The organism is Pseudoalteromonas luteoviolacea (assembly GCF_001750165.1).
GTDB classification, from domain to species: Bacteria; Pseudomonadota; Gammaproteobacteria; order Enterobacterales; family Alteromonadaceae; genus Pseudoalteromonas; species Pseudoalteromonas luteoviolacea_G.
On the sequence record NZ_CP015411.1, the window covers coordinates 3,962,136 to 3,986,857 of the forward strand.

21 protein-coding genes and 5 tRNA genes are annotated in these 24,722 nt (G+C 41.8%); 6 read left to right on the top strand and 20 right to left on the bottom strand.

Annotation, left to right across the window (positions count from 1 at the left end; genetic code table 11):
- Window positions 1–25: 25 nt before the first annotated feature.
- From ppiD to S4054249_RS16950, 11 genes are all read right to left on the bottom strand, one after another.
- Entirely contained in the window at window positions 26–1,939 is a 1,914-nt protein-coding gene (ppiD, locus tag S4054249_RS16900; protein WP_046356560.1) for a peptidylprolyl isomerase, read from the bottom strand.
- 159 nt (window positions 1,940–2,098) lie between these two features.
- A complete protein-coding gene (gene hupB / locus S4054249_RS16905) occupies window positions 2,099–2,371 on the bottom strand; it encodes a nucleoid-associated protein HU-beta (protein WP_039608493.1) in 273 nt (90 codons plus the stop codon).
- Window positions 2,372–2,580: 209 nt separating this feature from the next.
- Window positions 2,581–4,950, bottom strand: coding sequence for an endopeptidase La (gene lon, locus S4054249_RS16910; RefSeq protein ID WP_046356561.1), 2,370 nt, complete (start codon window positions 4,948–4,950; stop codon window positions 2,581–2,583).
- 123 nt (window positions 4,951–5,073) lie between these two features.
- Window positions 5,074–6,357 (bottom strand): ATP-dependent protease ATP-binding subunit ClpX, encoded by a 1,284-nt coding sequence (gene clpX, locus S4054249_RS16915; protein WP_046356562.1) that lies wholly within the window; start codon window positions 6,355–6,357, stop codon window positions 5,074–5,076.
- Window positions 6,358–6,588: 231 nt separating this feature from the next.
- Entirely contained in the window at window positions 6,589–7,197 is a 609-nt protein-coding gene (gene clpP / locus S4054249_RS16920; protein WP_046356563.1) for an ATP-dependent Clp endopeptidase proteolytic subunit ClpP, read from the bottom strand.
- A 190-nt stretch (window positions 7,198–7,387) separates the two neighbouring features.
- Window positions 7,388–8,695 carry a trigger factor gene (gene tig / locus S4054249_RS16925; RefSeq protein WP_046356564.1) on the bottom strand — a complete coding sequence of 436 codons (1,308 nt, stop codon included), beginning with the start codon at window positions 8,693–8,695 and terminating at the stop codon, window positions 7,388–7,390.
- Between the two features lie 273 nt (window positions 8,696–8,968).
- A tRNA-Pro gene (locus tag S4054249_RS16930) sits at window positions 8,969–9,045 on the bottom strand.
- Between the two features lie 27 nt (window positions 9,046–9,072).
- Window positions 9,073–9,149: transfer RNA gene (locus tag S4054249_RS16935), tRNA-Pro, on the bottom strand.
- A 22-nt stretch (window positions 9,150–9,171) separates the two neighbouring features.
- A tRNA-His gene (locus tag S4054249_RS16940) sits at window positions 9,172–9,247 on the bottom strand.
- A 28-nt stretch (window positions 9,248–9,275) separates the two neighbouring features.
- Window positions 9,276–9,352 (bottom strand) — tRNA-Arg (locus S4054249_RS16945).
- Window positions 9,353–9,402: 50 nt separating this feature from the next.
- Window positions 9,403–9,479 (bottom strand) — tRNA-Pro (locus S4054249_RS16950).
- Window positions 9,480–9,870: 391 nt separating this feature from the next.
- Between S4054249_RS16950 and folD the strand changes: the two genes are divergently transcribed.
- Window positions 9,871–10,725, top strand: coding sequence for a bifunctional methylenetetrahydrofolate dehydrogenase/methenyltetrahydrofolate cyclohydrolase FolD (gene folD / locus S4054249_RS16955; protein ID WP_046356565.1), 855 nt, complete (start codon window positions 9,871–9,873; stop codon window positions 10,723–10,725).
- A gap of 19 nt (window positions 10,726–10,744) precedes the next feature.
- On the opposite strand, the gene S4054249_RS16960 is transcribed toward folD, so the two are convergent.
- The 4 genes from S4054249_RS16960 to cysS all read right to left on the bottom strand — a co-directional run bounded on the left by S4054249_RS16960 (window position 10,745) and on the right by cysS (window position 13,867).
- On the bottom strand, window positions 10,745–11,152 hold the full coding sequence (locus tag S4054249_RS16960) for a hypothetical protein (protein ID WP_046356566.1): 408 nt from the start codon (window positions 11,150–11,152) through the stop codon (window positions 10,745–10,747).
- 118 nt (window positions 11,153–11,270) lie between these two features.
- On the bottom strand, window positions 11,271–11,552 hold the full coding sequence (locus S4054249_RS16965) for a hypothetical protein (protein ID WP_046356567.1): 282 nt from the start codon (window positions 11,550–11,552) through the stop codon (window positions 11,271–11,273).
- Between the two features lie 119 nt (window positions 11,553–11,671).
- Window positions 11,672–12,130 carry a RidA family protein gene (locus tag S4054249_RS16970; RefSeq protein ID WP_046356568.1) on the bottom strand — a complete coding sequence of 153 codons (459 nt, stop codon included), beginning with the start codon at window positions 12,128–12,130 and terminating at the stop codon, window positions 11,672–11,674.
- 357 nt (window positions 12,131–12,487) lie between these two features.
- Entirely contained in the window at window positions 12,488–13,867 is a 1,380-nt protein-coding gene (gene cysS / locus S4054249_RS16975) for a cysteine--tRNA ligase (RefSeq protein ID WP_046356569.1), read from the bottom strand.
- 207 nt (window positions 13,868–14,074) lie between these two features.
- On the opposite strand from cysS, the gene S4054249_RS16980 reads away from it, so the two are divergent.
- Window positions 14,075–14,569 carry a peptidylprolyl isomerase gene (locus tag S4054249_RS16980; RefSeq protein WP_046356570.1) on the top strand — a complete coding sequence of 165 codons (495 nt, stop codon included), beginning with the start codon at window positions 14,075–14,077 and terminating at the stop codon, window positions 14,567–14,569.
- A gap of 52 nt (window positions 14,570–14,621) precedes the next feature.
- Window positions 14,622–15,341 (top strand): UDP-2,3-diacylglucosamine diphosphatase, encoded by a 720-nt coding sequence (locus S4054249_RS16985; protein ID WP_046356571.1) that lies wholly within the window; start codon window positions 14,622–14,624, stop codon window positions 15,339–15,341.
- Window positions 15,342–15,388: 47 nt separating this feature from the next.
- Here the strand turns inward: S4054249_RS16985 and S4054249_RS16990 are convergent, their stop codons facing one another.
- The 5 genes from S4054249_RS16990 to S4054249_RS17010 form a co-directional block, all read right to left on the bottom strand.
- Window positions 15,389–16,312 (bottom strand): glycosyltransferase family 2 protein, encoded by a 924-nt coding sequence (locus tag S4054249_RS16990; protein ID WP_046356572.1) that lies wholly within the window; start codon window positions 16,310–16,312, stop codon window positions 15,389–15,391.
- On the bottom strand, window positions 16,269–17,408 hold the full coding sequence (locus tag S4054249_RS16995; protein ID WP_046356573.1) for a polysaccharide pyruvyl transferase family protein: 1,140 nt from the start codon (window positions 17,406–17,408) through the stop codon (window positions 16,269–16,271). The genes S4054249_RS16990 and S4054249_RS16995 overlap by 44 nt, the downstream gene beginning before the upstream one ends.
- Before the next feature lie 225 nt (window positions 17,409–17,633).
- Window positions 17,634–18,323 (bottom strand): sugar transferase, encoded by a 690-nt coding sequence (locus tag S4054249_RS17000; protein ID WP_052960993.1) that lies wholly within the window; start codon window positions 18,321–18,323, stop codon window positions 17,634–17,636.
- Between the two features lie 2 nt (window positions 18,324–18,325).
- Window positions 18,326–19,582: a WecB/TagA/CpsF family glycosyltransferase gene (locus S4054249_RS17005; protein ID WP_052960994.1), complete on the bottom strand. Its 1,257-nt coding sequence runs from the start codon at window positions 19,580–19,582 to the stop codon at window positions 18,326–18,328.
- Window positions 19,583–19,784: 202 nt separating this feature from the next.
- Window positions 19,785–20,528 (bottom strand): hypothetical protein, encoded by a 744-nt coding sequence (locus tag S4054249_RS17010; protein WP_046356574.1) that lies wholly within the window; start codon window positions 20,526–20,528, stop codon window positions 19,785–19,787.
- A gap of 238 nt (window positions 20,529–20,766) precedes the next feature.
- Between S4054249_RS17010 and S4054249_RS17015 the strand changes: the two genes are divergently transcribed.
- The 3 genes from S4054249_RS17015 to S4054249_RS17025 all read left to right on the top strand — a co-directional run bounded on the left by S4054249_RS17015 (window position 20,767) and on the right by S4054249_RS17025 (window position 24,713).
- On the top strand, window positions 20,767–22,395 hold the full coding sequence (locus S4054249_RS17015) for an LruC domain-containing protein (protein ID WP_046356575.1): 1,629 nt from the start codon (window positions 20,767–20,769) through the stop codon (window positions 22,393–22,395).
- A gap of 13 nt (window positions 22,396–22,408) precedes the next feature.
- Window positions 22,409–23,005, top strand: a complete 597-nt coding sequence (locus S4054249_RS17020) for a hypothetical protein (protein ID WP_046356576.1) — start codon at window positions 22,409–22,411, stop codon at window positions 23,003–23,005.
- A 259-nt stretch (window positions 23,006–23,264) separates the two neighbouring features.
- On the top strand, window positions 23,265–24,713 hold the full coding sequence (locus S4054249_RS17025) for a sigma-54-dependent transcriptional regulator (protein WP_063881440.1): 1,449 nt from the start codon (window positions 23,265–23,267) through the stop codon (window positions 24,711–24,713).
- Window positions 24,714–24,722: the final 9 nt, after the last annotated feature.

The window sequence follows — 24,722 nt, forward strand, 5'->3', positions numbered from 1 at the left end:
TTTTTTATTTGATTTATAGGGCAGCTTAATTCTCTTCTGCCACTTCAAATGTACTTGGTTTGACGATCTCTGCTGTATCTTCAAGTGCATTTAGCAACGCTAGGTAATTTTTATTAACCTGTGTTCTCGTAATGCTTTGCTTTTGCTGTGGTTCAAGTTCATCAGCCACTTCTGCTAAGTTGACAGATTTCACAACCAACAGCGCAGAATCGCCATTATTCAGTTCTACCATTGCCTTAGAAGCATGACCTTCACCTGGGTGTGGCATCTTAAATGCTTTACTTACCAGAGCTGGAGACACCGCATAGCTTTGGCGTGCTAAAGCTGGCTCTGATTTAACTTCCAATGCCTCAGCTGTTGCTATCTCACCTAGCGCTTTGCCACCTTCAAGCTGAGCAAATAGCTCTTGTGCTTTGTCTTTAGCAAGTTCAGAAGCCTTATCATTTTCTAAACGTGTCGTAATCTGAGCAGTCACTTCTTCTAACGACTTCACTGCAGCAGGCTTATGTTCAGCAACTCTCACTATAACCACATGCTCTGGCGCAACTTCAATGACCTCTGAGTTCACACCATCTTCTAGCAATTCAGGCGTAAAAATTACACGAGAAACAGCTGGTAAGTTTAGCGGTGCAGGAAGTAAATTGCGTGCCACCAATTCAGTGTTTTTAACATCAACATTCGCAGCTGTTGCTGCATCATCTAGTGAATCTGCAACTTCGAATGCTAGCTCACGAACTTCTTCTTGTTTACCATAAAATGCATCAATTTTTGCATTCTGTTCAAGCTCGGCTCTAAGCTCAGACGCTAACTCTTCAAACGCTTTAACTTCCTGCGCCTGTAGATCCGTTAATTGAATAATATGGAAACCAAACTCCGATTCAACCACACTTGAATAGTCACCAACATTTGTTAATGCAAATGCCGCCGCCTCAAATTCAGGATCCATCATGTCGCGCTCGATCCAATCAAGATCGCCACCTAATTCACCACTGGCCACATCGTCTGAATGTGTCTTAGCAAGTTCCGCAAAATCAGCACCACCTTGCAACTGTGAGTATAGTTCTTGTGCTTTTGCTTGAGCAGACTCAGGATTTTCAATACTTTCAATTAGAATATGTGAGACTCGACGTCTTTCTTCTTCTAGGTACTGGGCCTGGTTTTCATCATAATACGCTCTAACTTGCTCATCTGTTATAGGGTCAACAAGCTCAATATCAGAAGCTTTTAGTTCAATATAATTCAATGCAACAAGCTCAGGTGACATAAACTGATCTTGGTTTAAATCGTAATAATCTTTAATTTCTGATTCAGTTACTGACACTTGTGATTTTAGCTTTTCTTTATCTAGTACTAAGTAATCAACATTACGTGTCTGTTGTTGTAAGGTGAGAGTTTGCTTTACTTCACTATCAAGCGCAAAATCAGAACCTGCAATCGCAGAGACCAACTGATTACGAGTCATTTCTTCACGTAAATATTCACGAAAATCATCAGGCTGGAAATTCATTTGCCTAATTAGTTGTAAATAACGGTCATTACTGAATTGACCGCCAATTTGAAAGTATGGCATTTCAAAAATTGCTTGCTTGATCTGCTCATCACTAACACGAAGACCTAACTCTTGCGCAAGCTGATTTTGCAGTTCTTGCTGCACTAAACGCTCTACAACCCCTTCTCGGATTTGCGCCATATAAGTTGGATCAGAAGCGATTTGTTCGAAATACTCTCCAAACTGTTGCTCTAATCTACCACGCTCATTCTCGAACGCTCTCGCAAAATCTAATTGCGAAATTTTAACACCATTGACTTCTGCAACTGGTTGCTCTGTGGTTTGACCTAGGTAACCACCGATCCCTGCCAGCGCAAAAGACAAGATAACTGCACCAAGAACGATCTTGGCAGCAAGGCCTTGTGAGCCCTCTCTAATCTTTTCAAGCATTTGTTCTATCTCTTATCTAAGCCAAAGCACCATGGTACTTTGCATCAGTTAGCTCATGTAAAAAAAGCGTATCTTACCAGATACGCTTTTTATCTTGAAGCTTATGCGTCCAATTACATCTACATAACAATAGTGTGATTGTAAAAAATAAGCTCGTTCTTAGTTAACCGCGTCTTTTAAAGCTTTACCGGCTTTAAAAGCTGGGATGTTAGCAGCAGCAATATCAATTGCAGCACCCGTTTGAGGGTTACGGCCTGTACGTGCAGCGCGTTCACGAACAGAAAAAGTACCAAAGCCTACAAGAGCAACTGAATCGCCCTCTTTAAGCGCAGCGGTTACTGACTCAATGAATGAATCCAGTGCACGACCAGCAGCGGCCTTAGAAATATCAGCGTCAGCTGCGATTTGATCGATTAATTGAGATTTATTCACAATATCATCCTCTTACATTGTTATTATCAAGAGCGATGGTGTTTTAAAACTAACATCACTTTTGTTGTTAACTACGAGAAATCTTTCGACTCTCTATTGCTTAAATGTATTACAGCCTAGAAACTACGGGGCTTCCCGTGTCCTAGGCCTAAATCCAGTGCTTAACTTAGCACACCAACGGGATTTGAAAACCCTTTTTATCGACTTTTTTAAGCTTTCACAGCAGTTTTTTGCGTTTCAACAGAAAAACTGTCCACAGGTTGAGCAAGCGCGATAGATAAAACGTCTTCAATCCAGGTAACTGGGTGAATTTCCAGCCCTGCTAGCACATTATCTGGGATTTCTTTTAAGTCGCGTTCATTCTTCTTCGGAATGACCACAGTCTTAATTCCACCACGGTGTGCAGCTAACAACTTTTCTTTTAACCCACCAATTGGGAGTACTTCTCCACGCAGCGTAATTTCACCTGTCATGGCTACATCACTTCGTACAGGGTTTCCTGTCAAGCTAGAAACTAACCCAGTAACCATGGCAATACCAGCACTTGGGCCATCTTTTGGAGTAGCCCCCTCTGGTACGTGCACATGAATATCACGCTTTTCGTAAAAGTCTTCGTTAATACGTAGCTTTTCTGCACGATTTCTCACGACGGTCATTGCAGCTTGAATAGACTCTTGCATCACATCACCCAGTGAGCCTGTATAAGACAGTTTGCCCTTACCCGGTACAGCTGCGCTTTCAATCGTTAACAAATCACCACCAACTTCAGTCCATGCTAAGCCTGTAACCTGACCAACTCGGTCTCCGTCTTCCGCTTTGCCATAGTCAAAACGCTGAACGCCTAGGAAGCTTTCTAAGTTATCAGCATTGATAACGACCTTCTTCTGGTCTTTATCTAACAGAATCGCTTTTACTGCTTTACGACATAATTTAGACATTTCACGCTCTAAATTACGAACACCCGCTTCACGTGTGTAGTATCGAATTGTATTGATGATTGCACTATCTTCAATTTCAATTTCACCCTCTTTTAAGCCATTGCGCTTGATCTGCTTTGGAATTAGGTGCTGCTTTGAAATATTAAGCTTTTCATCTTCGGTATAACCCGACAAGCGAATTACTTCCATTCGATCCAATAGTGGACCAGGGATGTTAAAGCTATTTGATGTTGCCACAAACATAACATCAGATAAGTCGTATTCAACTTCAAGGTAATGATCAGCAAAACTGCTATTTTGTTCAGGATCTAACACTTCAAGTAAAGCTGATGCAGGATCGCCACGCATATCCGATGACATCTTATCTATTTCATCAAGCAAGAAGAGTGGATTTCTAACCCCAACTTTACTCATACTTTGAATGAGTTTTCCTGGCATAGATCCAATATACGTACGACGATGACCTCGAATTTCAGCTTCATCACGAACACCACCTAACGCCATACGAACATATTTTCGGCCAGTAGAACGTGCTATCGATTGACCAAGACTGGTTTTACCAACTCCAGGAGGACCAACAAGGCACAGAATAGGGCCTTTAAGCTTATTTGTACGTTGTTGTACCGCTAAATACTCAATGATGCGCTCTTTAACCTTATCAAGACCGTAATGGTCAGAATCCAAGATCTTCTGCGCATTAGCTAAATCTTTCTTTACTTTGGAGCGCTTTTTCCAAGGCACATTGATCAAAGTATCAATATACGAACGCACCACAGTCGCTTCTGCAGACATCGGAGACATCATTTTTAGCTTATTCAATTCTGAAGTAGCTTTTTCTTCCGCTTCTGTTGGCATCTGAGCTTCACTGATACGCTTTTTCAGCGTTTCAAATTCATCAGGTACATCGTCTAACTCGCCGAGCTCTTTTTGAATGGCTTTCATCTGCTCGTTGAGGTAATACTCTCGCTGTGATTTTTCCATTTGCTTTTTCACACGAGAGCGAATCTTTTTCTCAACTTGGAGTAAATCTATTTCACCTTCCATCAGCGCCATTAAGTACTCAAGGCGTTCGGTCACGTTATATAGCTCAAGTACTTTTTGTTTTTCCGGTACCTTAATAGGCATATGCGCAGCCATAGTGTCTGCTAATCGTGCTGTTTCATCGATACCAGATACAGAGGTCAGAACTTCAGGTGGGATTTTTTTATTGAGTTTTACATACCCTTCAAACTGGCTTACTGCACTGCGAATAAATATATCTTGCTCTTGCTCAGCAATATTTTCTGAAGCAATAAACTGTGCATTTGCTAAGAAATATTCATCAGTTACCAAAAACTCATCAATTTTAGCTCTTTGCGTACCTTCAACTAAAACTTTTACCGTGCCATCAGGTAGTTTCAGTAGCTGTAATACTGTAGCGACTGTACCAACATCATAAATGTCATCAGTACTGGGATCATCGATGGAGGCTTCTTTTTGAGCCACTAAAAAAATTTGCTTGTCATTTTCCATTGCAGCTTCAAGACATCTGATAGATTTCTCTCTGCCAACGAATAGTGGGATCACCATATGAGGGTATACCACAACATCACGCAGTGCTAACACTGGAATTTCAACTCGATCCGTTCTCTCAAGCGTCATTATGTTCTCTTTGCACTTCATTTATTTTTAAGATTACAGAGGTATATGGGGATGCCCTCTATAAAGTTCAACTCTTGGACAAAAAAAGGAGCACTAGGCTCCTTTTCTAACTTAACTGATTAATCACTCAGATGCAGCTTTATCTTGACTACTATTTTCGTAAATTAAAATGGGATCAGATTCCCCTTTAATTACCGTTTCGTCAATAACAACTTTACTTACATCTTCAGCAGACGGAAGCTCGTACATAGTTTCTAACAGTACCGCCTCAACAATTGATCGAAGACCTCGAGCACCTGTTTTACGCTCCATCGCTTTATGCGCTATGGCTTTTAAAGCATCTTCGCGGAACTCTAATTCAACACCTTCCATCTTAAATAATGCACCATACTGTTTAGTCAGCGCGTTCTTTGGTTCATTTAAGATCTGTATCAGTGCATCCTCATCAAGCTCAGTCAACGTAGCCACAACAGGTAGACGACCAATAAACTCAGGAATTAAGCCGTATTTAACTAAATCCTCAGGCTCAACATCTTTAAATGTTTCGCTCAATGAGCGTTCACTGTCTGTGCTCTTAACCTCTGCACCAAAGCCAATTCCCGTATTGGTATGGCTGCGCTGCTCAATCACCTTGTCAAGGCCTGCAAAAGCACCGCCACATATAAATAGAATTTTAGAAGTATCGACTTGTAAAAACTCTTGCTGCGGATGCTTACGACCACCTTGAGGAGGCACCGACGCAACAGTACCTTCAATCAACTTAAGTAACGCTTGTTGCACACCTTCACCTGAAACATCTCTGGTGATAGATGGGTTGTCAGACTTACGTGAAATTTTATCAATTTCATCTATATAGACGATACCGCGTTGCGCTTTTTCAACATCATAATCACACTTTTGTAAAAGCTTCTGAATAATGTTTTCGACGTCTTCACCAACATATCCAGCTTCGGTTAATGTTGTTGCGTCCGCCATCGTGAACGGCACATCTAATAATCGAGCCAATGTTTCAGCAAGTAATGTTTTACCACTACCTGTTGGTCCGATTAACAGGATATTACTTTTTCCAAGCTCTACGTCAGATTTGATACCCTGATTCTTTAAACGCTTATAATGGTTGTATACTGCAACAGACAATACTTTCTTTGCATGTTCTTGACCGATAACATAGTCATCTAAGTGATTACGGATCTCTTTAGGCACCGGCAGTTTATCAGACGCATCATGCTGCGGCGCGATATCCTTGATCTCTTCTCTAATGATGTCGTTACACAGTTCGACGCATTCATCACAAATATACACTGATGGACCAGCTATTAATTTGCGTACTTCGTGCTGACTCTTACCACAAAATGAGCAGTACAAGAGTTTGCTATTCTTGTCGCCGTCTGTAGGAGTGTCTGACATTCAACTACCTCTTAAATTTGGTGAGTTATCTCTAAACGGATAACACAATATATGCTTTAACTATACCAAATAAACTTTCAGTTGGCATAACTAAGCTAAAGCAAAGTGTCACTACTCGGTCATAAGTAGCGTCTTACACCGAAAGTAAGTCAACTTGGATATCTTTAAGATATAGATCCAAGTTTAATTATTTCAAGGTGTAAAATTTCACCTTTGTTTAGCTTTTTACTTTTAACGGCTCGTGTGAACCGCATCAACTAACCCGTAATCGACTGCTTCTTGCGCATTCATAAAATTATCACGGTCAGTATCATTAGCAACAACCTCGTAAGGCTGTCCTGTATGTTCCGCCATTAACCTATTTAATTTTTCTTTAATTGTTAGGATTTCTTTGGCGTGAATTTCAAAGTCAGATGCCTGACCTTGGAAACCACCTAACGGTTGATGGATCATTACGCGAGAGTTTGGCAGACAATAGCGCTTACCTTTAGCACCGCCTGACAATAGGAATGCCCCCATACTTGCCGCTTGCCCGACACAAACAGTACTGACATCTGGCTTGATGAAGTTCATTGTGTCGTAAATAGACATACCAGCTGTTACTGAGCCACCAGGAGAATTAATGTATAAGAAAATGTCTTTATCAGGACTTTCTGATTCTAAGAATAGCATTTGAGCAACAATTAAGTTGGCCATATGATCTTCCACTTGGCCTGTTAAGAAAATAATTCTTTCTTTTAAAAGACGTGAGTAAATATCGTACGAGCGCTCACCTTTAGCTGTTTGTTCAACAACCATAGGCACTAAGGCGTTAAGAGGGTCTATCATACCGTCATTCATATTATTGGTTCCTTTATATGCGAGGCAGGCTTGCCGCGTCATTCAAGCCTCACAACTTGAATATGCCTTAAATTATTAATCACTATTAACAAAAAAGGCTCGCAGCGCTGCATTTAACAGAGCATTACGAGCCATTTAAGCGTTAGCTTAGCTGTAAGTCAATGCTTTCCTCAAAGACGAGGTAAGAAACTTACTCTGCAGCTTGCTGTGGATTCATGATGTCATCGAAAGATTTCTCAACATCAGTTACCGTTGCGCTTGAAAGTACAGCTTCAACAGCTTGCTCTTCCATAGCAACATTACGCATTTGCTGCATTAATTGATCATTTTCTTTGTAGTAGTTAACTACTTCTGAAGGATCTTCGTAAGCAGAAGCAACAGTTTCAATTAGAGACTCAACTTTTGCATCATCCACTTTGATGTCGTTTGCTTTGATCACTTCACCAAGAAGAAGGCCAGTCTTAACGCGTGTTACAGCTTGCTCGTGGAAAAGCTCAGCTGGAAGCTCAGGCATGTTTTTAGCATCGCCGCCAAAACGCTGTGCAGCTTGCTGACGAAGTGCATCAATTTCTTGATCGATAAGTGCTTTAGGCACTTCAACTTCATTTGTGTCTAGAAGACCTTTGATCGCTTGATCTTTAACCTGAGCTTTAACTGCTTGGTCAAGTTCACGCGTCATATTCTTCTTAACTTCTTCTTTAAGAGCGTCAACACCACCTTCAGCAACACCGAACTTAGTTGCAAACTCATCGCTTAGCTCAGGAAGTTCTTGAACTTCTACTTTCTTCACAGTGATAGTGAATTGAGCTGGCTTACCTTTTAGGTTTTCAGCGTGATATTCTTCAGGGAAAGTTACGTCAGCAACAACTTCTTCGCCTGCTTTTTTGCCTACGATGCCATCTTCAAAACCTGGGATCATACGACCTTGACCAAGTTCTAGAGGGAAGTCTTCAGCTTTACCGCCTTCAAACTCTTCACCGTCAACAGTACCTAAGAAATCAACAGTTACGCGATCATTTTCGCCTGCTGCGGCATCAACTTCAGTCCAAGTTGCGTGCTGCTTACGAAGTGTCTCAAGCATGTTCGCAAGATCATCTTCTGTTACTTCAACAACTGGCTTTTCAACAGCTACTTTATCTAGGTCTTTAATTTCAACTTCTGGGTAAACTTCAAAAGTTGCTTCAAACTCTAGATCTTTACCAGCTTCAAGTGCTTTTGGAGCAAAGCTCGGTGCACCTGCTGGGTTAATTTTTTCAGAAACAATTGCTTCAATGTAGTTACGCTGCATAAGGTCGCCAGCTACTTCTTGACGAACTGCTGCACCGTAGCGCTTGTTGATCACAGAAACTGGTACTTTACCAGGACGGAAACCGTCAATACGCTGTGTTTTAGACAGTTGTTGTAAGCGTTTTTTTACTTCAGTCTCAACGTTCTCTGCAGGAACGGTGATAGTCAGACGGCGCTCAAGGCCTTGAGTCGTCTCAACAGAAACTTGCATGATATACCTCAATTTTCATTTTTGGCGGCAACGCGCCTTCCTTCACAAACAAGTCGACATAAGGGTGTAATCGGAAAACAGTGCATAGACTGCATTTATTCACAACCAATTACATGTCGAGCTTGCTGCCTGCCCCAACAGGGCACTATGTTAAACATTAGACGCGGCATTATAACCTATAAAACGGGAGAGTCGAGCAATCAGAACAAATAAATAATATGAAAAAGAGTAGTGAATTAGATGAATAAAAAAATAAGAGAAAATGCAGGGAGATGGTCGGCGATGCAGGATTTGAACCTGCGACCCCTTGGACCCAAACCAAGTGCGCTACCAAGCTGCGCTAATCGCCGATAAAATATGTTATGTATTCAGAAAAGTGGTCGGCGATGCAGGATTTGAACCTGCGACCCCTTGGACCCAAACCAAGTGCGCTACCAAGCTGCGCTAATCGCCGAAATATTTTATGAGTGTGTAGATGGGGCGACTGATGGGGCTCGAACCCACGACAACCGGAATCACAATCCAGGGCTCTACCAACTGAGCTACAGCCGCCACTACATACTTGTGGACTTTGCTTAAATGGCGCACCCGGAAGGATTCGAACCTTCGACCCACGGCTTAGAAGGCCGTTGCTCTATCCAGCTGAGCTACGGGCGCAACACAAACAACACTTGTGTGCTATCCACTCACTTTCTAAATTAAGAAAGTGGTCGGCGATGCAGGATTTGAACCTGCGACCCCTTGGACCCAAACCAAGTGCGCTACCAAGCTGCGCTAATCGCCGATTTTGTTACTTACTTAGAATGTTTTTGTTTAACACCCCTCGTTGGCAACGGGGTGCATAATAGGGTTTTGAGTTGTTGAGGTCAAACATTTTTTTTATAAATTCGTTCAACTGCCTATTTTTGACACAAAAGGACTAAAAAGCAGCTAAAAAAGACAAAAAACACTCAACACTGACCATGACTTATATTAATGCACGCATATATTCACGCAATCTTGCTTGGCTAATTAGCTCAAGTTTGCGAAAATATAGACAATACAGTAGGCCAGCCAAATAAAAGCAACGCTATCGTTGCTAATTACAGCAGCCACTGTGCATATTATTACTAGAGTAACTCCATTTAGGCTCTATAATCGTTCAAGTTAATAACCCCTATATATAAAGGTCACCCATGACGGCAAACATCATTGATGGCAAAGCAATTGCGAAACAGGTTCGCAGCACAGTCGCAACACGTGTTGAACAGCGCGTATCACAAGGACTCAGAGCACCAGGATTAGCAGTAGTACTTGTCGGACAAGACCCTGCTAGCCAAGTATATGTTGGCTCAAAGCGCAAGGCATGTGAAGAAGTCGGCTTTGTTTCTAAATCATACGACTTGCCAAGCGATGCAAGCGAAATACAGTTACTTGATTTAGTAGATAATCTTAATGCAGACCCAGAAGTTGATGGTATTTTAGTGCAACTTCCTTTACCTGAAGGGCTTGATGCAGAGAAAATCCTTGAACGTATTCACCCTCATAAAGACGTCGATGGCTTTCATCCTTATAATGTGGGAAGACTTGCACAAAGAATGCCTGCACTGAGACCTTGTACGCCAAAAGGCATTATTACTTTATTAGACTCAACCGGTGTTCGTTACAAAGGCATGCATGCCGTTGTTGTTGGTGCCTCAAATATTGTTGGCAGACCTATGTCCTTAGAGCTACTGCTTGCAGGCTGTACCACAACGGTTTGTCATAAGTTTACACAAGATCTTGAGTCACATGTTCGCCGCGCCGATTTACTTGTTGTTGCGGTAGGCAAACCTGAATTCATTCCTGGTGAGTGGGTAAAAGAAGGTGCAATTGTTATTGATGTAGGTATTAACCGCTTAGAATCAGGAAAACTTGTTGGTGACGTGCAATACGATGTTGCAGAGCAAAAAGCCAGCTTTATTACACCAGTACCAGGCGGTGTCGGTCCAATGACTGTGGCGAGCCTGATTGAAAATACGTTGGAAGCGTGCGAAAACTATCACAGCTAATGTATTGGAGCACTCAATTTTAAGGGTGCTCCACTTTCACTCCTTCATCTTCTTCATCCCCTCCTCGTCTATACTCTTTCGCTAACATCTCTTGCAAAGCGGACATTTGCTTTTCAAATTCTTTTTGATCAATTTCACCAGACTCTAGTCTAGCCAGTAATTCTTGCATTTTTGATTCTATTTCTTTGACCTTTGCTTCATTCACACCAAGTCGATTAAACATCATTGATTGGCGGGCCTTTGCTAAGAAGCTGTTATTTAAACGAGAAACTGAAAGATCTTTTTGCTTGAATGACTGAGATAACTCCGAGTCTGCACTGTGGCGCATTTCTTTAGCAAACGCCTGTGACTCGCTCTCTTTTGATTTGGAACCTTTTGTTGGCGCAAATTCGGTAATGGGCATTAAGGCGCTTTTGTGTAATAACATTATCTTCTCCTTAAACTATGGCAAATACGCTCCTCTGCCACAAGAGTAAAGCAAGCAACGCGCCAAGTTGGGGGTAGTAAACACCTTGGCCTATCACATTTAGCGCCTAAGGCCTGACTTATCTACACGTAGACTTAATAATTTTTAATTGCTCTTCTTGTGCTTTTATATCGTTATTTGTAATAGCAACAGCATGATCGACTTTGGCATTTTTACACTTGTCTGTTAGCGCTTTATCCATGAGGTATACTTTATCTTTTTGTGACTGCACAACACCTTCAACACCTTGGTATTCTGTACGTTCTTCAGGGGTTGCATCCCTATCAAATGATTCCCCTTCATTAACCTTGCACCCATTTAAAAGCAGTACTAACACACTAATACCAACAGCAAATTTCATTATCTTCAACTCCTTATTTATTGCTCAAGACGCAAAAATAGCATGCACTCTGAGATTAACAAAGCGTTAAACAGATAAACTAAATGAGAAACAAGCTGAACATTTAATACTTGCCGTAATTACCTCGATATTGCCGCCATACACTCTACTTCAACCCGAGCTCCTAATGCTAAACCGTTGGTTGCAAAAGCACTTCTCGCAGGATAGGGCTTTGAAAAGTACTTAGTATATACCGCATTGAATTTAGGCCACTCATTTATATCAGCAAGCATAATCGTACACTTCACAATATTCTGCATCGATAATCCATGTGCTTCCAAGCTTGCTTGAATATTTTCCATGGTTTGCTTACTTTCACCTGTAATCCCCCCCTTCACCAGCTGTGTTGTGCCGGGTTGAATGCCAATTTGACCGGATAAGTACACCATATCATTTACCCGTACAGCCTCTGAAAATGGTAAATTATGGCCTGCTGGTAAAACAGCATAAGAATTTAAGTGTTCAACCTGTTTATTAGGTTTTGCGTTACAATGACCTGTAGCGGCCAAAAAAGTTAAAGCAATTATTTTTTCCTTCATCACACTCTTCCATCCAGAACACCGTATTTCAAAATACCACTGTTCAAGAAAAAACCAAGAAAATATTTCTGAGTAAATATAGCAATTAACTCATTCTGGTAACAAAATTAGAATTGATTAGGTACGAAGTAAAACTTAACTAAGGAACAGCGATGAAATTTAATATAAAGGAAAGCGCTTAAGTAACTAAAACATGGCGCAATCTCATACTCAAACACCAAATAGTACTGATGGTTATCGTACTCAAACAGGATAGAACAGCTTCACGAAACATATCACTTCAGCCGTCTTGGCCATATTGCTACAAACAAAAAAGGAGCACTCAGTGCTCCTTTTAAAGTGTTCATTAAGATGTGCTTACGCTTTGCGCCAAGTCGTTTTTCCAGCACTGTCTTCAAGTACAACACCCAGCGCAGTTAATGCATCTCTCGCTTCATCAGCAGCAGCCCAATCTTTATTGGCACGTGCTGTGTTACGCTGCTCGATCAAGGCTTCAATTTTCGCCACTTCATCTTCATCTTGCTCACCTTGTAAGAAACTCTCCGGCGACTGTTGAGCAATACCTAATACTTCAGCTAATTTCACCAAAATATATGCGTGCTCACCTGCGGCTTTTACGTCAGTGTCTTTCAATAAGTTTACTTCTTTAGCCAGTTCAAAAATAACAGGTAAAGCTTCTGGCGTATTGAAGTCATCATTCATTGCAGCTTCAAAACGTTCTGCGTAAGCATTGCCCTTTAGCTCAACTTCCACCAGCTCTACACCACGTAAAGCCGTATAGATACGCTCCAACGATGAGCGAGCTTGGTCTAAGTTTTCTTGTGAGTAGTTTAACTGACTACGATAGTGACCATTGATGAGGAAATAACGTACCGTCTCGCGGTCATAGGCTTTTAATACTTCACGCACAGTAAAGAAATTACCCAAAGATTTAGACATTTTCTCTTTGTTGACCTGCACCATGCCCGTGTGGATCCAGGTATTCACGTAGCAGCCATTATTCGCACAGCAAGATTGAGCAATTTCATTTTCATGGTGTGGGAACTGTAGATCTGAACCGCCACCATGAATATCAAATAAATCGCCTAAGTGCTTAGAGCTCATTGCACTACATTCAATATGCCAACCAGGTCGACCTTCGCCCCAAGGAGATGTCCAAGATGGCTCGCCCGGCTTGGCTTTTTTCCAAAGTACAAAATCAAGTGGATCATCTTTGCCTTCAGCCACTTCAACACGCGCACCGGCTTGAAGCATATCTAGGTCTTGCTGAGATAGCTGACCGTAATCTTTGAACGTTGAAACATCAAATAGTACGTCGCCGCTTTTTCCAACATAAGCATGCTTTTTAGCAATTAAACGCTCGATCATTTCGATGATTTCATCCATATGACCCGTTACTGTTGGCTCAATGTCAGCAGGTAAGATATTCAATGCTTCAAAGTCATCGTGCATTGCTTTAGTCATGCGCACAGTCAGATCGTTGATCTCTTCTTTATTTTCTGCTGCACGTTTAATAATTTTATCGTCTACATCGGTGATGTTTCGAACATACGTGACGTCGTAACCTAGATAGCGAAAGTATCGATTGATCACATCGAAAGAGACATATGTGCGTGCATGTCCTACATGACAGAAATCATAGATTGTAATACCACACACATACATGCCGACCTTGCCTTCAACAAGCGGTTTAAATTGTGACTTTTGACGTGTCAGTGTGTCGTATATCTGCAACATGTAGTGATTTTCCTAAGTTCAAGTTTGAAACCTTTGCATCATATCACTTGAAATAGCTCGCCACCACTGTAAAAAGGCGAATTTTACCCTATCTAGGTAACAAAATTTATACAGCAAAACTGTCAAACTTATTTCAACACTTTGTAGTTCAGCAGTTGTACTATAAAATAGCGTTTTAATCTTATCATTGTAATTCAAGGACCCATTATGGTTGTTTTACAAACAAACTTCGGCGAAATCAAAATCGCACTATTTGAAAAAGAAGCACCTATTACAGTTGCAAACTTCAAAAAATATGTTGAAAGCGGCTTTTACAACGGCACTATCTTTCACCGTGTGATCGATGGTTTTATGATCCAAGGCGGTGGTTTTGAGCCTGGCATGAGTCAAAAAGAAGTTGACGCGCCTATCCAAAATGAAGCAAACAATGGTCTTGCTAATAAGGTTGGTACACTTGCTATGGCACGTACGCCAGATCCTCACTCTGCGACAGCTCAGTTTTTCATTAACGTGAATGACAATGACTTCTTAAACTTCTCAAGCGAAACTTCTCAAGGTTGGGGTTATTGCGTATTTGCTGAAGTTGTTGAAGGCATGGACGTTGTGAACAAGATCAAAGGTGTTGCAACAGGCTCATCTGGCTTCCATCAGGATGTACCACTTGACGATGTGATCATCGAAAGTGCAACAATCACTGAGTAACACTGACTAAAAATATGAGCGCTACGGCGCTCTTATTTATACAAGAGACATCATGCGCAAGACCTACTTTATTTCTGACCTTCATTTAACCGAACACAGACCTGATATTACCGACGCTTTTTATAATTTTTTAGATGCTTATATAAATGACAGTGTTGATGCTTTATACATACTGGGTGATTTTTTTGAAGTTTGGATTGGCGATGATGAAGGCGACCCACTTGCAATTGAGGTAGCCAAGCGACTCAAGGCCATCAGCCTTGCAGGCACAAACGTGTACTTTATTCACGGTAACCGTGATTTTTTAATCGGTGAACACTATGCCAAGTTATGTGGCATGACTTTATTACCTGAGCAAGCTGTGATCGACTTATACGGTACACCTACACTGATTTTGCACGGTGATGAAATGTGCACTCAAGATATCGAGTATCAAAAGTTTCGCAAGAAAAGTCGAGGCTGGTGGTGGCCAAGATTAATGCTCGCGATGCCACTTTGGTACAGACGCAGAGTGGCCAAAAATGCCAGAGCAAAAAGTAAGCTTAATCAACAAGGCAAAGCGCCCAGTATTTTGGATGTGACAGACAGCGCAGTCGCTGAGATGTTTGAAAAGTACAATGTACAGCACATGATCCACGGTCATACACATAGGCCAAAAGTACATAGAGATAAGTTCACTAGAACAGTGCTAGGAGATTGGTATAGTCAAAGCTCATATTTACTTGTGACAGAAGAGACCCAATCTTTAGAACAACACGCTTTTAGCGAATAAAGTACCGAAGTACTTTACTCGCTCAATATTAAACACCTTGCCACAGTCTATGCTGCTTTAGAGAAAATCGACATTGGCGTAGAAACTAACTTATAAAAACTCCAATGAACTGGCTTAGTCCGAGATACTGGGTTTGACAGTAACTGTGCGGCATAATCATAAGAGCCATGTTTAATATGGCGTTTAGCCAAGTCGCAAATATGTGCGCCGACGTACTTTAATACCATCTGCTCTAATTTTGGTGCAATACGCCCCGCTTTCACATCATCAAGCAAACGCTCAGCAAATGGACATAACTCTTTTGGCGGTGCCTTGTCACATGCACTGTTTTGAGTGCCTTGAAAGTAAAAGCTTTCAATTAACGGCGAGTAGGCAATGCGTGAGTACAGAGCAAAGTTAACATAAAAGCTCTGATCCTCTCCCATCCACTCACCGCGCGGGAAGCCACCTAATTCGTCAAAAGTCGACTTTCTCACCACAATGCTCGACATGGTAAATGGTAAGTCACCACTTGCAGCGACCGCGAAATAATTATCCATTTCATAGCCGTTAGCATCCCATTGAGTCAACGCAATTTTTGCGTCTTTATAATCATTCTCACCATATACTTTCTGGTAACGCGTTGCATATAAGCCCGTGTTTGGGTATTGATTAATTAAATCAGCAACGCGATTTAAGAAAAATGGTGACCATGTATCATCAGCATCTAAAAAAGCAATAAACTCATTCTTGGCAATATTAGCACCTGCATTACGCGCTTCTGACACACCTTGGTTTGCCTGCTTCACTAATTTTACGCTACTGATATTTAAAGCACTGACAATATCAGCACTGTCGTCTGTAGAGCCATCATCAATGATAATGATTTCATCCGCTTCATAGCTTTGAGCAACCACACTGTTAATTGCACGCTCAATACAATCACGCTTATTGTACAGAGGGATAACAACTGAGAATTTGATGCTGTTCATATTCATTGCTCCAATTATTCATTGATAATGCGACCGCTTGCTCTACTGGTAGTGTTGGTGCTACACAGTGACCCGATACAACCTGATTTGTAATATTGATAACCTCTAGTGGGTCATAGTCATTGGCATCAAATTGATACATATCTGCCATGCCTATCTGCTTTGACCATTGCTTACATTTGCTGTGGTACTGCAAGTTGATAAATGGCGTATTCACCATATAGGCATATACTGCTGCATGCAGCCTCATGCCAATCACTGCTTTAAACATTGCCATGCTTTGTAGTAAGCGCAGCGGGTTTACCGTGTACCGAATGCGCTTAACTGGTACATAACTTGGCATTTTACGAAGAATTTGCTCATGCACATTGTTATCACCTAATGTGCTGTGGTCGTTAAAATCTACAAGGTAAATGTCTTCACGTGTCATTTCCCAAATAGCAGTCATCAACTTCACCGCTTTACTGATTCTTGCACGTTCACTTAACTGATCTGCTTCACCAAAAGCGTTAATCGCTTGCTGACAGAAATTAAACGCGACACCTCTGCGCTCAATTGCTTGAATAGAATTGCCGAAGTAATGTAACAGTGAAGGTGCCAAGTCAAATGTCTGCGCTATATTGGCATTCGGTGCAATCGCTTTGGCAATTTCAAAACTTTTCGCATCTCTTACACCAGTGAAGTGACATTTGTTTAAAAACTTCGCACACTGCTTTTCATCTGCTGTTGTTTTGAAATCCTCAATTCCAACCCCAACGGCATAGCTAGACTGCTTGCCACACAAAGAAATCATATGACACTTTTGTGCAATGTCTCTGCTTGAGTGCAATACAGAACCACCACCAAAAACAATTTTCTTTGCATTAAATGCACGTTTGTAATGCGTTACTCTTTGGTGGCCTCTAAACAACATCGGTGCTTGACCTTGTACCTCTAGCTGTCTCACTAAGCCATATTGATTGCTGGCATTAACAGCGATGTTGTTACTACCGAATGTGCTTTTTGCACCTTCTATACTTGCTAACATCAGCGCATCGTCTCCGCTGTTGCGCATGCCGTAGTAACCAACAACATATATGTCGTGTTTGCTTTGCATGTGTAGTCCTCAACTCTGTGTCTATACCTAGATATTGCAGGGGCTGTGCCAAAACAAAAAATAATTTTAAACACATACATATCAAACACTTAAATAACAAAAAAAATAAATGATAGATATTTTTACTATGAGAATTTGCAGAACGAAAATGCAAAATGCGGGGATTTTTAAAATAAAAAAGCCAGTAAATAAGTTACTGGCTGGATAAAGTGAAGGGATTGGAATTTAGTATGCACCTTTTGCACCTACTACACATGGTACGGTTTTTAGTAAAATCTTAACGTCGCTCATGATGCTCTGCTCAACAATATATTGCTCGTCCAATTGCACTTGCTGCTCAAACGTCGTATCAGCACGGCCTGTTACTTGCCAAAGGCCTGTTAAACCTTGCTCTGAATTTAAACGTGACAGTTGTGCTGGTTTGTACTGCGCAACTTCCATCTCAAGTGCTGGTCTTGGGCCGATTAACATCATGTCGCCTCTTACTACGTTCAATAACTGTGGTAACTCATCAATCGAATATTTACGAATGAAACGACCAATACAAGTGATGCGAGGGTCATGGATATACTTTTGACATACCCCCTCTCTAGAACTGTCTTTCTGGTCAGGCGCTTGGAAACGTGGATCGTCCTGCATATACATTGAACGGAACTTGTACATAGTGAATCGACGACCAAATTTACCTACTCTAGTTTGACGAAATACCACTGGCCCTTTGCTTTCTAGCTTAATCGCTAACATCAATAGTATTAATAGAGGGCTAATAGCTAATAACCCCAGCGCTGCAACCGCTCTTTGAAACCACACTGGAATGCCGTGGTGAACACCGTCAATATGGTGTTTTGTTACTTTTTTTGCTGTTTGAGTTGATGTAGCTGTCACGTTTGTCGCAATTTTAGTTGTGATATCCATGATTAAAGCCCTCTGATAGATTGTTTTAAAATGAAAACTCTGAATAAGAACACTGGGTTGCCAATGACATAGCGATTAAACTTGGTTTTTGGCTCTTGCATTAAACGCCATACCCACTCTAATCCCATTTCGCGCATCCAAAGCGGTGCTCTTGGAATTGCCCCAGAAAAGAAGTCAAATAAGCCACCTACGGCCAATGCACACTGGCAATTTAAACGATGTTTGTTTTTAGCAAGCCATAGTTCTTGGCGAGGTGAACCTAGAGCCACCAGCAAAATGGTCGCTCCGCTTTGATTAATTTGGTCGATGATGTCGTCGTCGCTGTTAAAGTAACCGTGATGCGTGCCACAAATATCTAAACCTGTGTATTTAGCTTTAAGTGCCTCACCCGCTTTTTTCGCAACGCCTTCTTTTGCGCCTAGCAAAAATAATGATTGCTCTGTTTGTACAGCCTGCTCACACAGCAGTGGCAGCATGTCAGTCCCATTAACATTGTCTGCTAAATCAATACCTGAATGCTGTGCCGCTATACGCATGCCAGAACCGTCAACAAAGTTCTTATCGCTGCCACATAGCGTGTTGTGTAACCCTTTATTGCTAGCAGCTAAATTAATTGAATTTACATTAAGAAAGTAACCGACGCGGCAATTTATCTGCACTTGTTCACCTTGACATACCCAATTAATCGCATCGTGCATTTTGGTATTTGCGAACGGTATGCCAAACATCACGCTATCACCTTGTGTACTGCCACCTTTCTTATACAGCGCCTTACATACAACTAACTTAAAAACCATCATTGCGTCTTGAATACAGTTTTGCTTCGCCTGTGCTTCCAGCAGTGTTAGCTCATCATTTACAACTAAACCTGTAGCGCGGTGTAACTGTAAGCAATCATATAAACCCGCTTTTTCGCACGGTGATTTGAACCGCTTTACGTTGGGAATTGACGTTGTGCCGCGAATGATGGGTGTGCCAACAAAGTGAACTTGACCCATTACAACGTTAATTATGTTTGCGCTTGACTTGAATGGGCCTACTTGCCAGCTGTAAAGCTCAACCACGTCACCACCGACATCAATCCAGTTTTCACCTTTGATTGGTGCTTTCAAAACTAGCAGGCTAAGCAGAATGTTTAAGATGAATAAAGGAAGCAGAGTAACCATCAAAACGACTGCAAACGTAAATCTAACTACATTACGTGTTGCACATGTTTTTTCTGTAGATGCAATATTCTGTTTGTGAGTTTGAGCAGCCATGACACCACCTCCATAATCTTTGTTGTAGAGGTAGTTGCGAGGACTGTGCCAAATGAAATAAAAAAATTAAGAGGTTGAATTTTATAAACTTAATTACAATTTACAATTTTTTCGTGAATAGGATTTCTTAATTTGCAAAGCACAACGAGAAGTGTTTTTTAATTTAAAAAATATGAGAGCAACGATTCGTTATACTTCCCTACTACTTACCAAATTGCGGATAAATACGACGAACTCTGTTAAAGAGCGCTGGCAGTTTACTGTTCACAACAATGAGCTTTTTACCTTGTTGCTGGGCATCATTCAGGTCGCACTTAAGCAACAGCTTACTCACTTTAAAAATGATTTTATGGACCATTTTATCAAAAAAGCTATTTTTCAAAGGGCCATAATTAAAGTGACGAATATAATCCGCCATGTCTTTAGAGTGTGTGTTATTCCATTTATCCGAAATCAACTGAAATCCTTCGGTGCTTTTAGCAAAATGCGCGACATGTCCATTCTCCCCCCAACCAATTCCTTTCGACTCGGCCACCGGGGTTTCAATCGCGCCAAGCACTTGTTCAAACCACGTTATTGCAGCAGGTGTATTGTGCACTAACATCACACCCGAATTGATTTCACCACTAAAACCATGGGCCATATAAATGAACTTCTCAGCGACAAGTAACGATTTAATCTGTGGGCAATCGTCTTGTATGAATGCGTCAGCATCCACAAACAACACATTAATGTAGCCCGCTTGCAACGCTGCTTTTAATAGTAAAAGCTTAAGCCAGCAGCATTCCACCCCTAACGAAGTAAATAGAGGTCGAGTGATAACCACATAGTCATACCCCATTTTTTTTGCATATCGCTTTTGACTTTTTATACAGTGGCTATAACGCCATTGGTAACCATTTAAAGCCACGCTAAATACCAGAGTCTCATTTTTACTCTTTGTCATTGACCGCTCCTTAATATGACTTTGTGTCTTTTGTAAATAAAGCAAACACAGCATAAGTTTGCACAAGAAATATTTTTTCATTTTAAGAAATCTAAAAAATATGCGTATTAATTTGCGAAAACCATTCCCTTAAAAACCCTCCAAAAACACACAGACAACTGTAATTAAACAACTTTATTTTCTGGCACAGTTGCTGCTCCTGTCTTATCAACTTAATCGAAAACAAGGTCTACACGTTATGAGCTATTTCACAAAGATGTGCGTCTCTGCTGCACTTTGCACCATGGCATCAAGCGCGGTTGCTGTACAACAAGTCGATGGCAACTACGTATGGCAATTCCAATCTGGCCAAGCTTGGCCAGGTGGATATAACCAAAATACAGGTAAGCCCGACAATATGATTTATGCGCGCGACGAATACAGTCGTGATTTTTTCCAGCGTATTAGTAATGCTTTACCCGAAGCAAAAGTAAATGAAGCTTTTATAACTGGTGATAGCGGCTCTACGATACACTTGGTAGAAGAAGCGGAAGTTTTTATTACCTTTATCCATGAAGGCGCAGGATATAAGAACTCTTTTGGTTATTTCACTTTTGATCCAGAAAACCCGCCCACTTCAGCAGATCAAATACAAGAGACTATCGTATTTCCTAACTTAAGCTACCCACATTTGACCAACGGTCACCGAGTCAGTATCGGCACACACCCAGCGGGCACTAGTATCGGCTTTTTCGTCGCAGCAAATGGTTTTTGGTATTACACTGGGGTGAAAAATTGGCAGATCCCTTACTACTACTCAATCTCGTCACTTAACCCTGAACCAACTGAAGATTTAAGACAGCATTGCGTGCTTTTATACGATGAGCAAGAGCAAGAAGTCGTTATTGGCTTCGAAGACTTACCGCGTACTTGGGGCGACAACGACTTTAATGATGCTGTTTTCAGTGTGCAAAGTAGCCCTGGCACCGCCATCCAATCCAGCAACCTTGTTGTGATGCCTGAAGCCAACGACAGCGACGCCGATGGTATACCCGATGAGCAAGATGAATTTCCGAATAACTTCAGACGCTCGCATAGCCAGTATTTCCCTTCACAAACAGGTGTGTCGACACTCGCTTATGAGGATAATTGGCCACAGCGCGGTGACTATGATTTAAATGACTTAGTCGTAAAACAACGCATTCAAACAACATTTGACGCCAATAACGAAGTCAGCGGGTTTATTTTACATGGTTGGATTACGGCACGTGGTGCTGCGTACGAAAATGGCTATGCGCTTCGCATATTAGATTCGACACCGGCGCTGATTGAGAAAGCCACTGTCACAATAGATGGTCAGGAGTTTGAAAAAAGTGTTGAAGAGTATCAAACAAATGCCGTTTTACAACTTTGGAGTAATACACAGTTATTTACTCAAACTGGCGAGTCAGGCAAGTGTACGCACTTCAACACAGTGAAAGAGTGCAGTTACTTCGAACCGATACCATTTACGCTCGATGTGACATTTGAAGCATCTCAGCCTTCACTCAGCATTGCGGACTTAGACTTCTTTATCTTCAGAACAGCAGATCGCACCATTGAAGTTCATATGGCAGATTATCCGCCAACAGATTTATTTGACCAGACACGTTTTGGTAAGGTAGATGACTCATCAGATCCAAACCTCAACCGTTATTTCAGAACTTCAGACAACTTGCCTTGGGCGCTGACAGTAAGTGAAGAGTTTAACTATCCACGTGAATATATTGATGTGTTATGGGCTTACCCTAACTATGAAATCTGGGTTGAATCAAGCGGTGCACAAGCACAGGATTGGTACAAAACCAGTGACAGAGACACCCACTACTACATGCCAGAATCAGAGTAATTAGGAGCGCACCATGAAAACAGTAACAAACTTAACCACAATGTTTAGCATCACCCTACTGGCTACTCTGATGACAGGATGTGGAGGCGGAGGAGGCGGCTCAGAATCTAGTTCACCTGCCCCAACGGTGACACAAACAACGACGCAACCTGCTGCAACAACAAGCGCAGTAACGAGTGAGCCGCAGCAAACTGAGCCAGTACAAGAGCCAACGGCGACAATGGAAGACTTTATGCCACAGTCGGAACTTAAAGAGTCTGCTGCGACAGACTCGACAGATCTCTATGTCATGCCTGATTTCAAATTTAGAACCAGCGATGAAGTAACGATGGAGTTCAGTGGCGAAAATGTGTTTGGTGAGTCATTGGCAGGAAGAACAATTAAAATTTACTCATTCGATGTCGAGGTTCCGTCCGTTGAAGACGAGCTCATGGGTAATAAAGAGCTCGTTGCCACCTTGAGGTTTAACCCGTCTGGCCAGCTACAGCATACCCTCACGCTACCCCAAACAGCAAAAACAATGTTGGTGCGCGTAGATAGCATGCTGGAGACAAACCAAGTGCTGTTCCCGCTCGATTCAGACGAGACAATAGTACATACATTTAAGTAAGCTCTCCAAGCCAAAGTGTGCTCTGCTTATGTGGAGCGCACTTTATTCACTTTTGTTCACCCGCTCCTCATCCTGTCACAACAAAATTGTCAGATCTTTATACGTTAGCAAGAAACTTTGTCTATGCTTGATGCGGTCACATTTATCACATCATGATAAATATTAAATATTCAGTACTTTATGACAAAAGTCTTTGGAACTCTGAGAGTTAGACTGCTATATCTTAATAGAGAACAAAAATTAATAAAGGAGCGCTTAGATGGATAAAATAACAGGACTTAATATTTTACTGGTTGATGATGAGCCACATATTTTGCGCTCCCTCAGCCGAGCATTACGCTCCGAACAATATCATATCCATACAGCTGAAGGCGGTCCTGCGGCACTTGAAATCCTGGCGAATGAATCCATCGATGTCGTCGTCACTGATAAAAATATGCCTGAAATGACAGGCAATGAGCTGCTCGCCATTATCGCCGAACAGTACCCTGATACGATTCGTATTATGCTCACGGCTTTTACCGAGCAAGCAGCCCTTATTGACGCGATAAACCAAGGGAAAGTTTGGGGCTACATGCAAAAACCATGGGATAACGACAATCTCAGGATCACCATTGAGCAGGCGCTACAAACTAAAATGCTGATTGCTGAGCGCAACATGCTGCGTGCCAGTCTGAAACGTTATAAACGTGAACATAGGTCACAGTTCCAGCGCTTTATTGGTGGCTCCTTAGCAATGCAAGTCGTTTATAAGTGTATTGATAAGGCTGCACCGAGCCGTGCCAATGTGTTTATCACCGGTCCCAGTGGAACAGGTAAAGAATTGGCCGCTGAGGCCATCCATAACCTAAGCCCCCGTCACAATAACGAGCTTGTCTGTATTAACTGCGCCGCGATTCCATCTGAATTGATGGAGTCTGAGATTTTTGGCCATATTAAAGGCGCTTTCTCTGGCGCAACCAATAACCGCGATGGTGCAGCAACTCTCGCTGATGGCGGCACACTGTTTTTAGATGAAATTGGCGAAATGGATATGGCACTTCAAGCTAAAATTCTTCGCTTTATTCAAACGGGAACTTTTCAACGTGTCGGTAGCGGCAAGGTCGAAAAAGTCGACGTAAGATTTGTATGCGCCACCAACCGAAACCCACTTGAAGCCATTGAGCAACAACTCCTGCGTGAAGACCTATTTTATCGCCTCAATGTCATCGCAATTGATATGCCTGCATTATCCGATCGTGATGAAGACCCTTTGCAAATTGCACTCTTCTATCTCAACAAGTTTAGCGAAATGGAAAACAAGCTTTTCGTCGGCTTTTCAAAACGCGCGGAACAGCTCATTTTGAATTATACCTGGCCTGGCAATGTCAGACAGCTAGAAAACCTCATCCACAGTGCAGTAGTTATGTCCGACGGACCTATGGTAAGTGAAGAGACATTGATGCAGCAGCTGCATTTAAAACCCAGTGAAGAGCTGTTCAAACCCAAAGACAAGTTATCACCCGTAGCGCTACCAGCTAATGGCTCGGCTTCGCCAGCCATCACAGCAACGCCCGATGCCAGCAACATAGTACCGCTTTCGGAGGTGGAGCGTATTGCCATTGAGCAAGCCTTGCTGGTTTGCGAAGACAATGTGGTCAAAGCAGCCAGTTTATTAGAAGTTAGCCCATCAACCTTGTATCGCAAAATACAAAAATGGGAGCCATAACAGCAATAG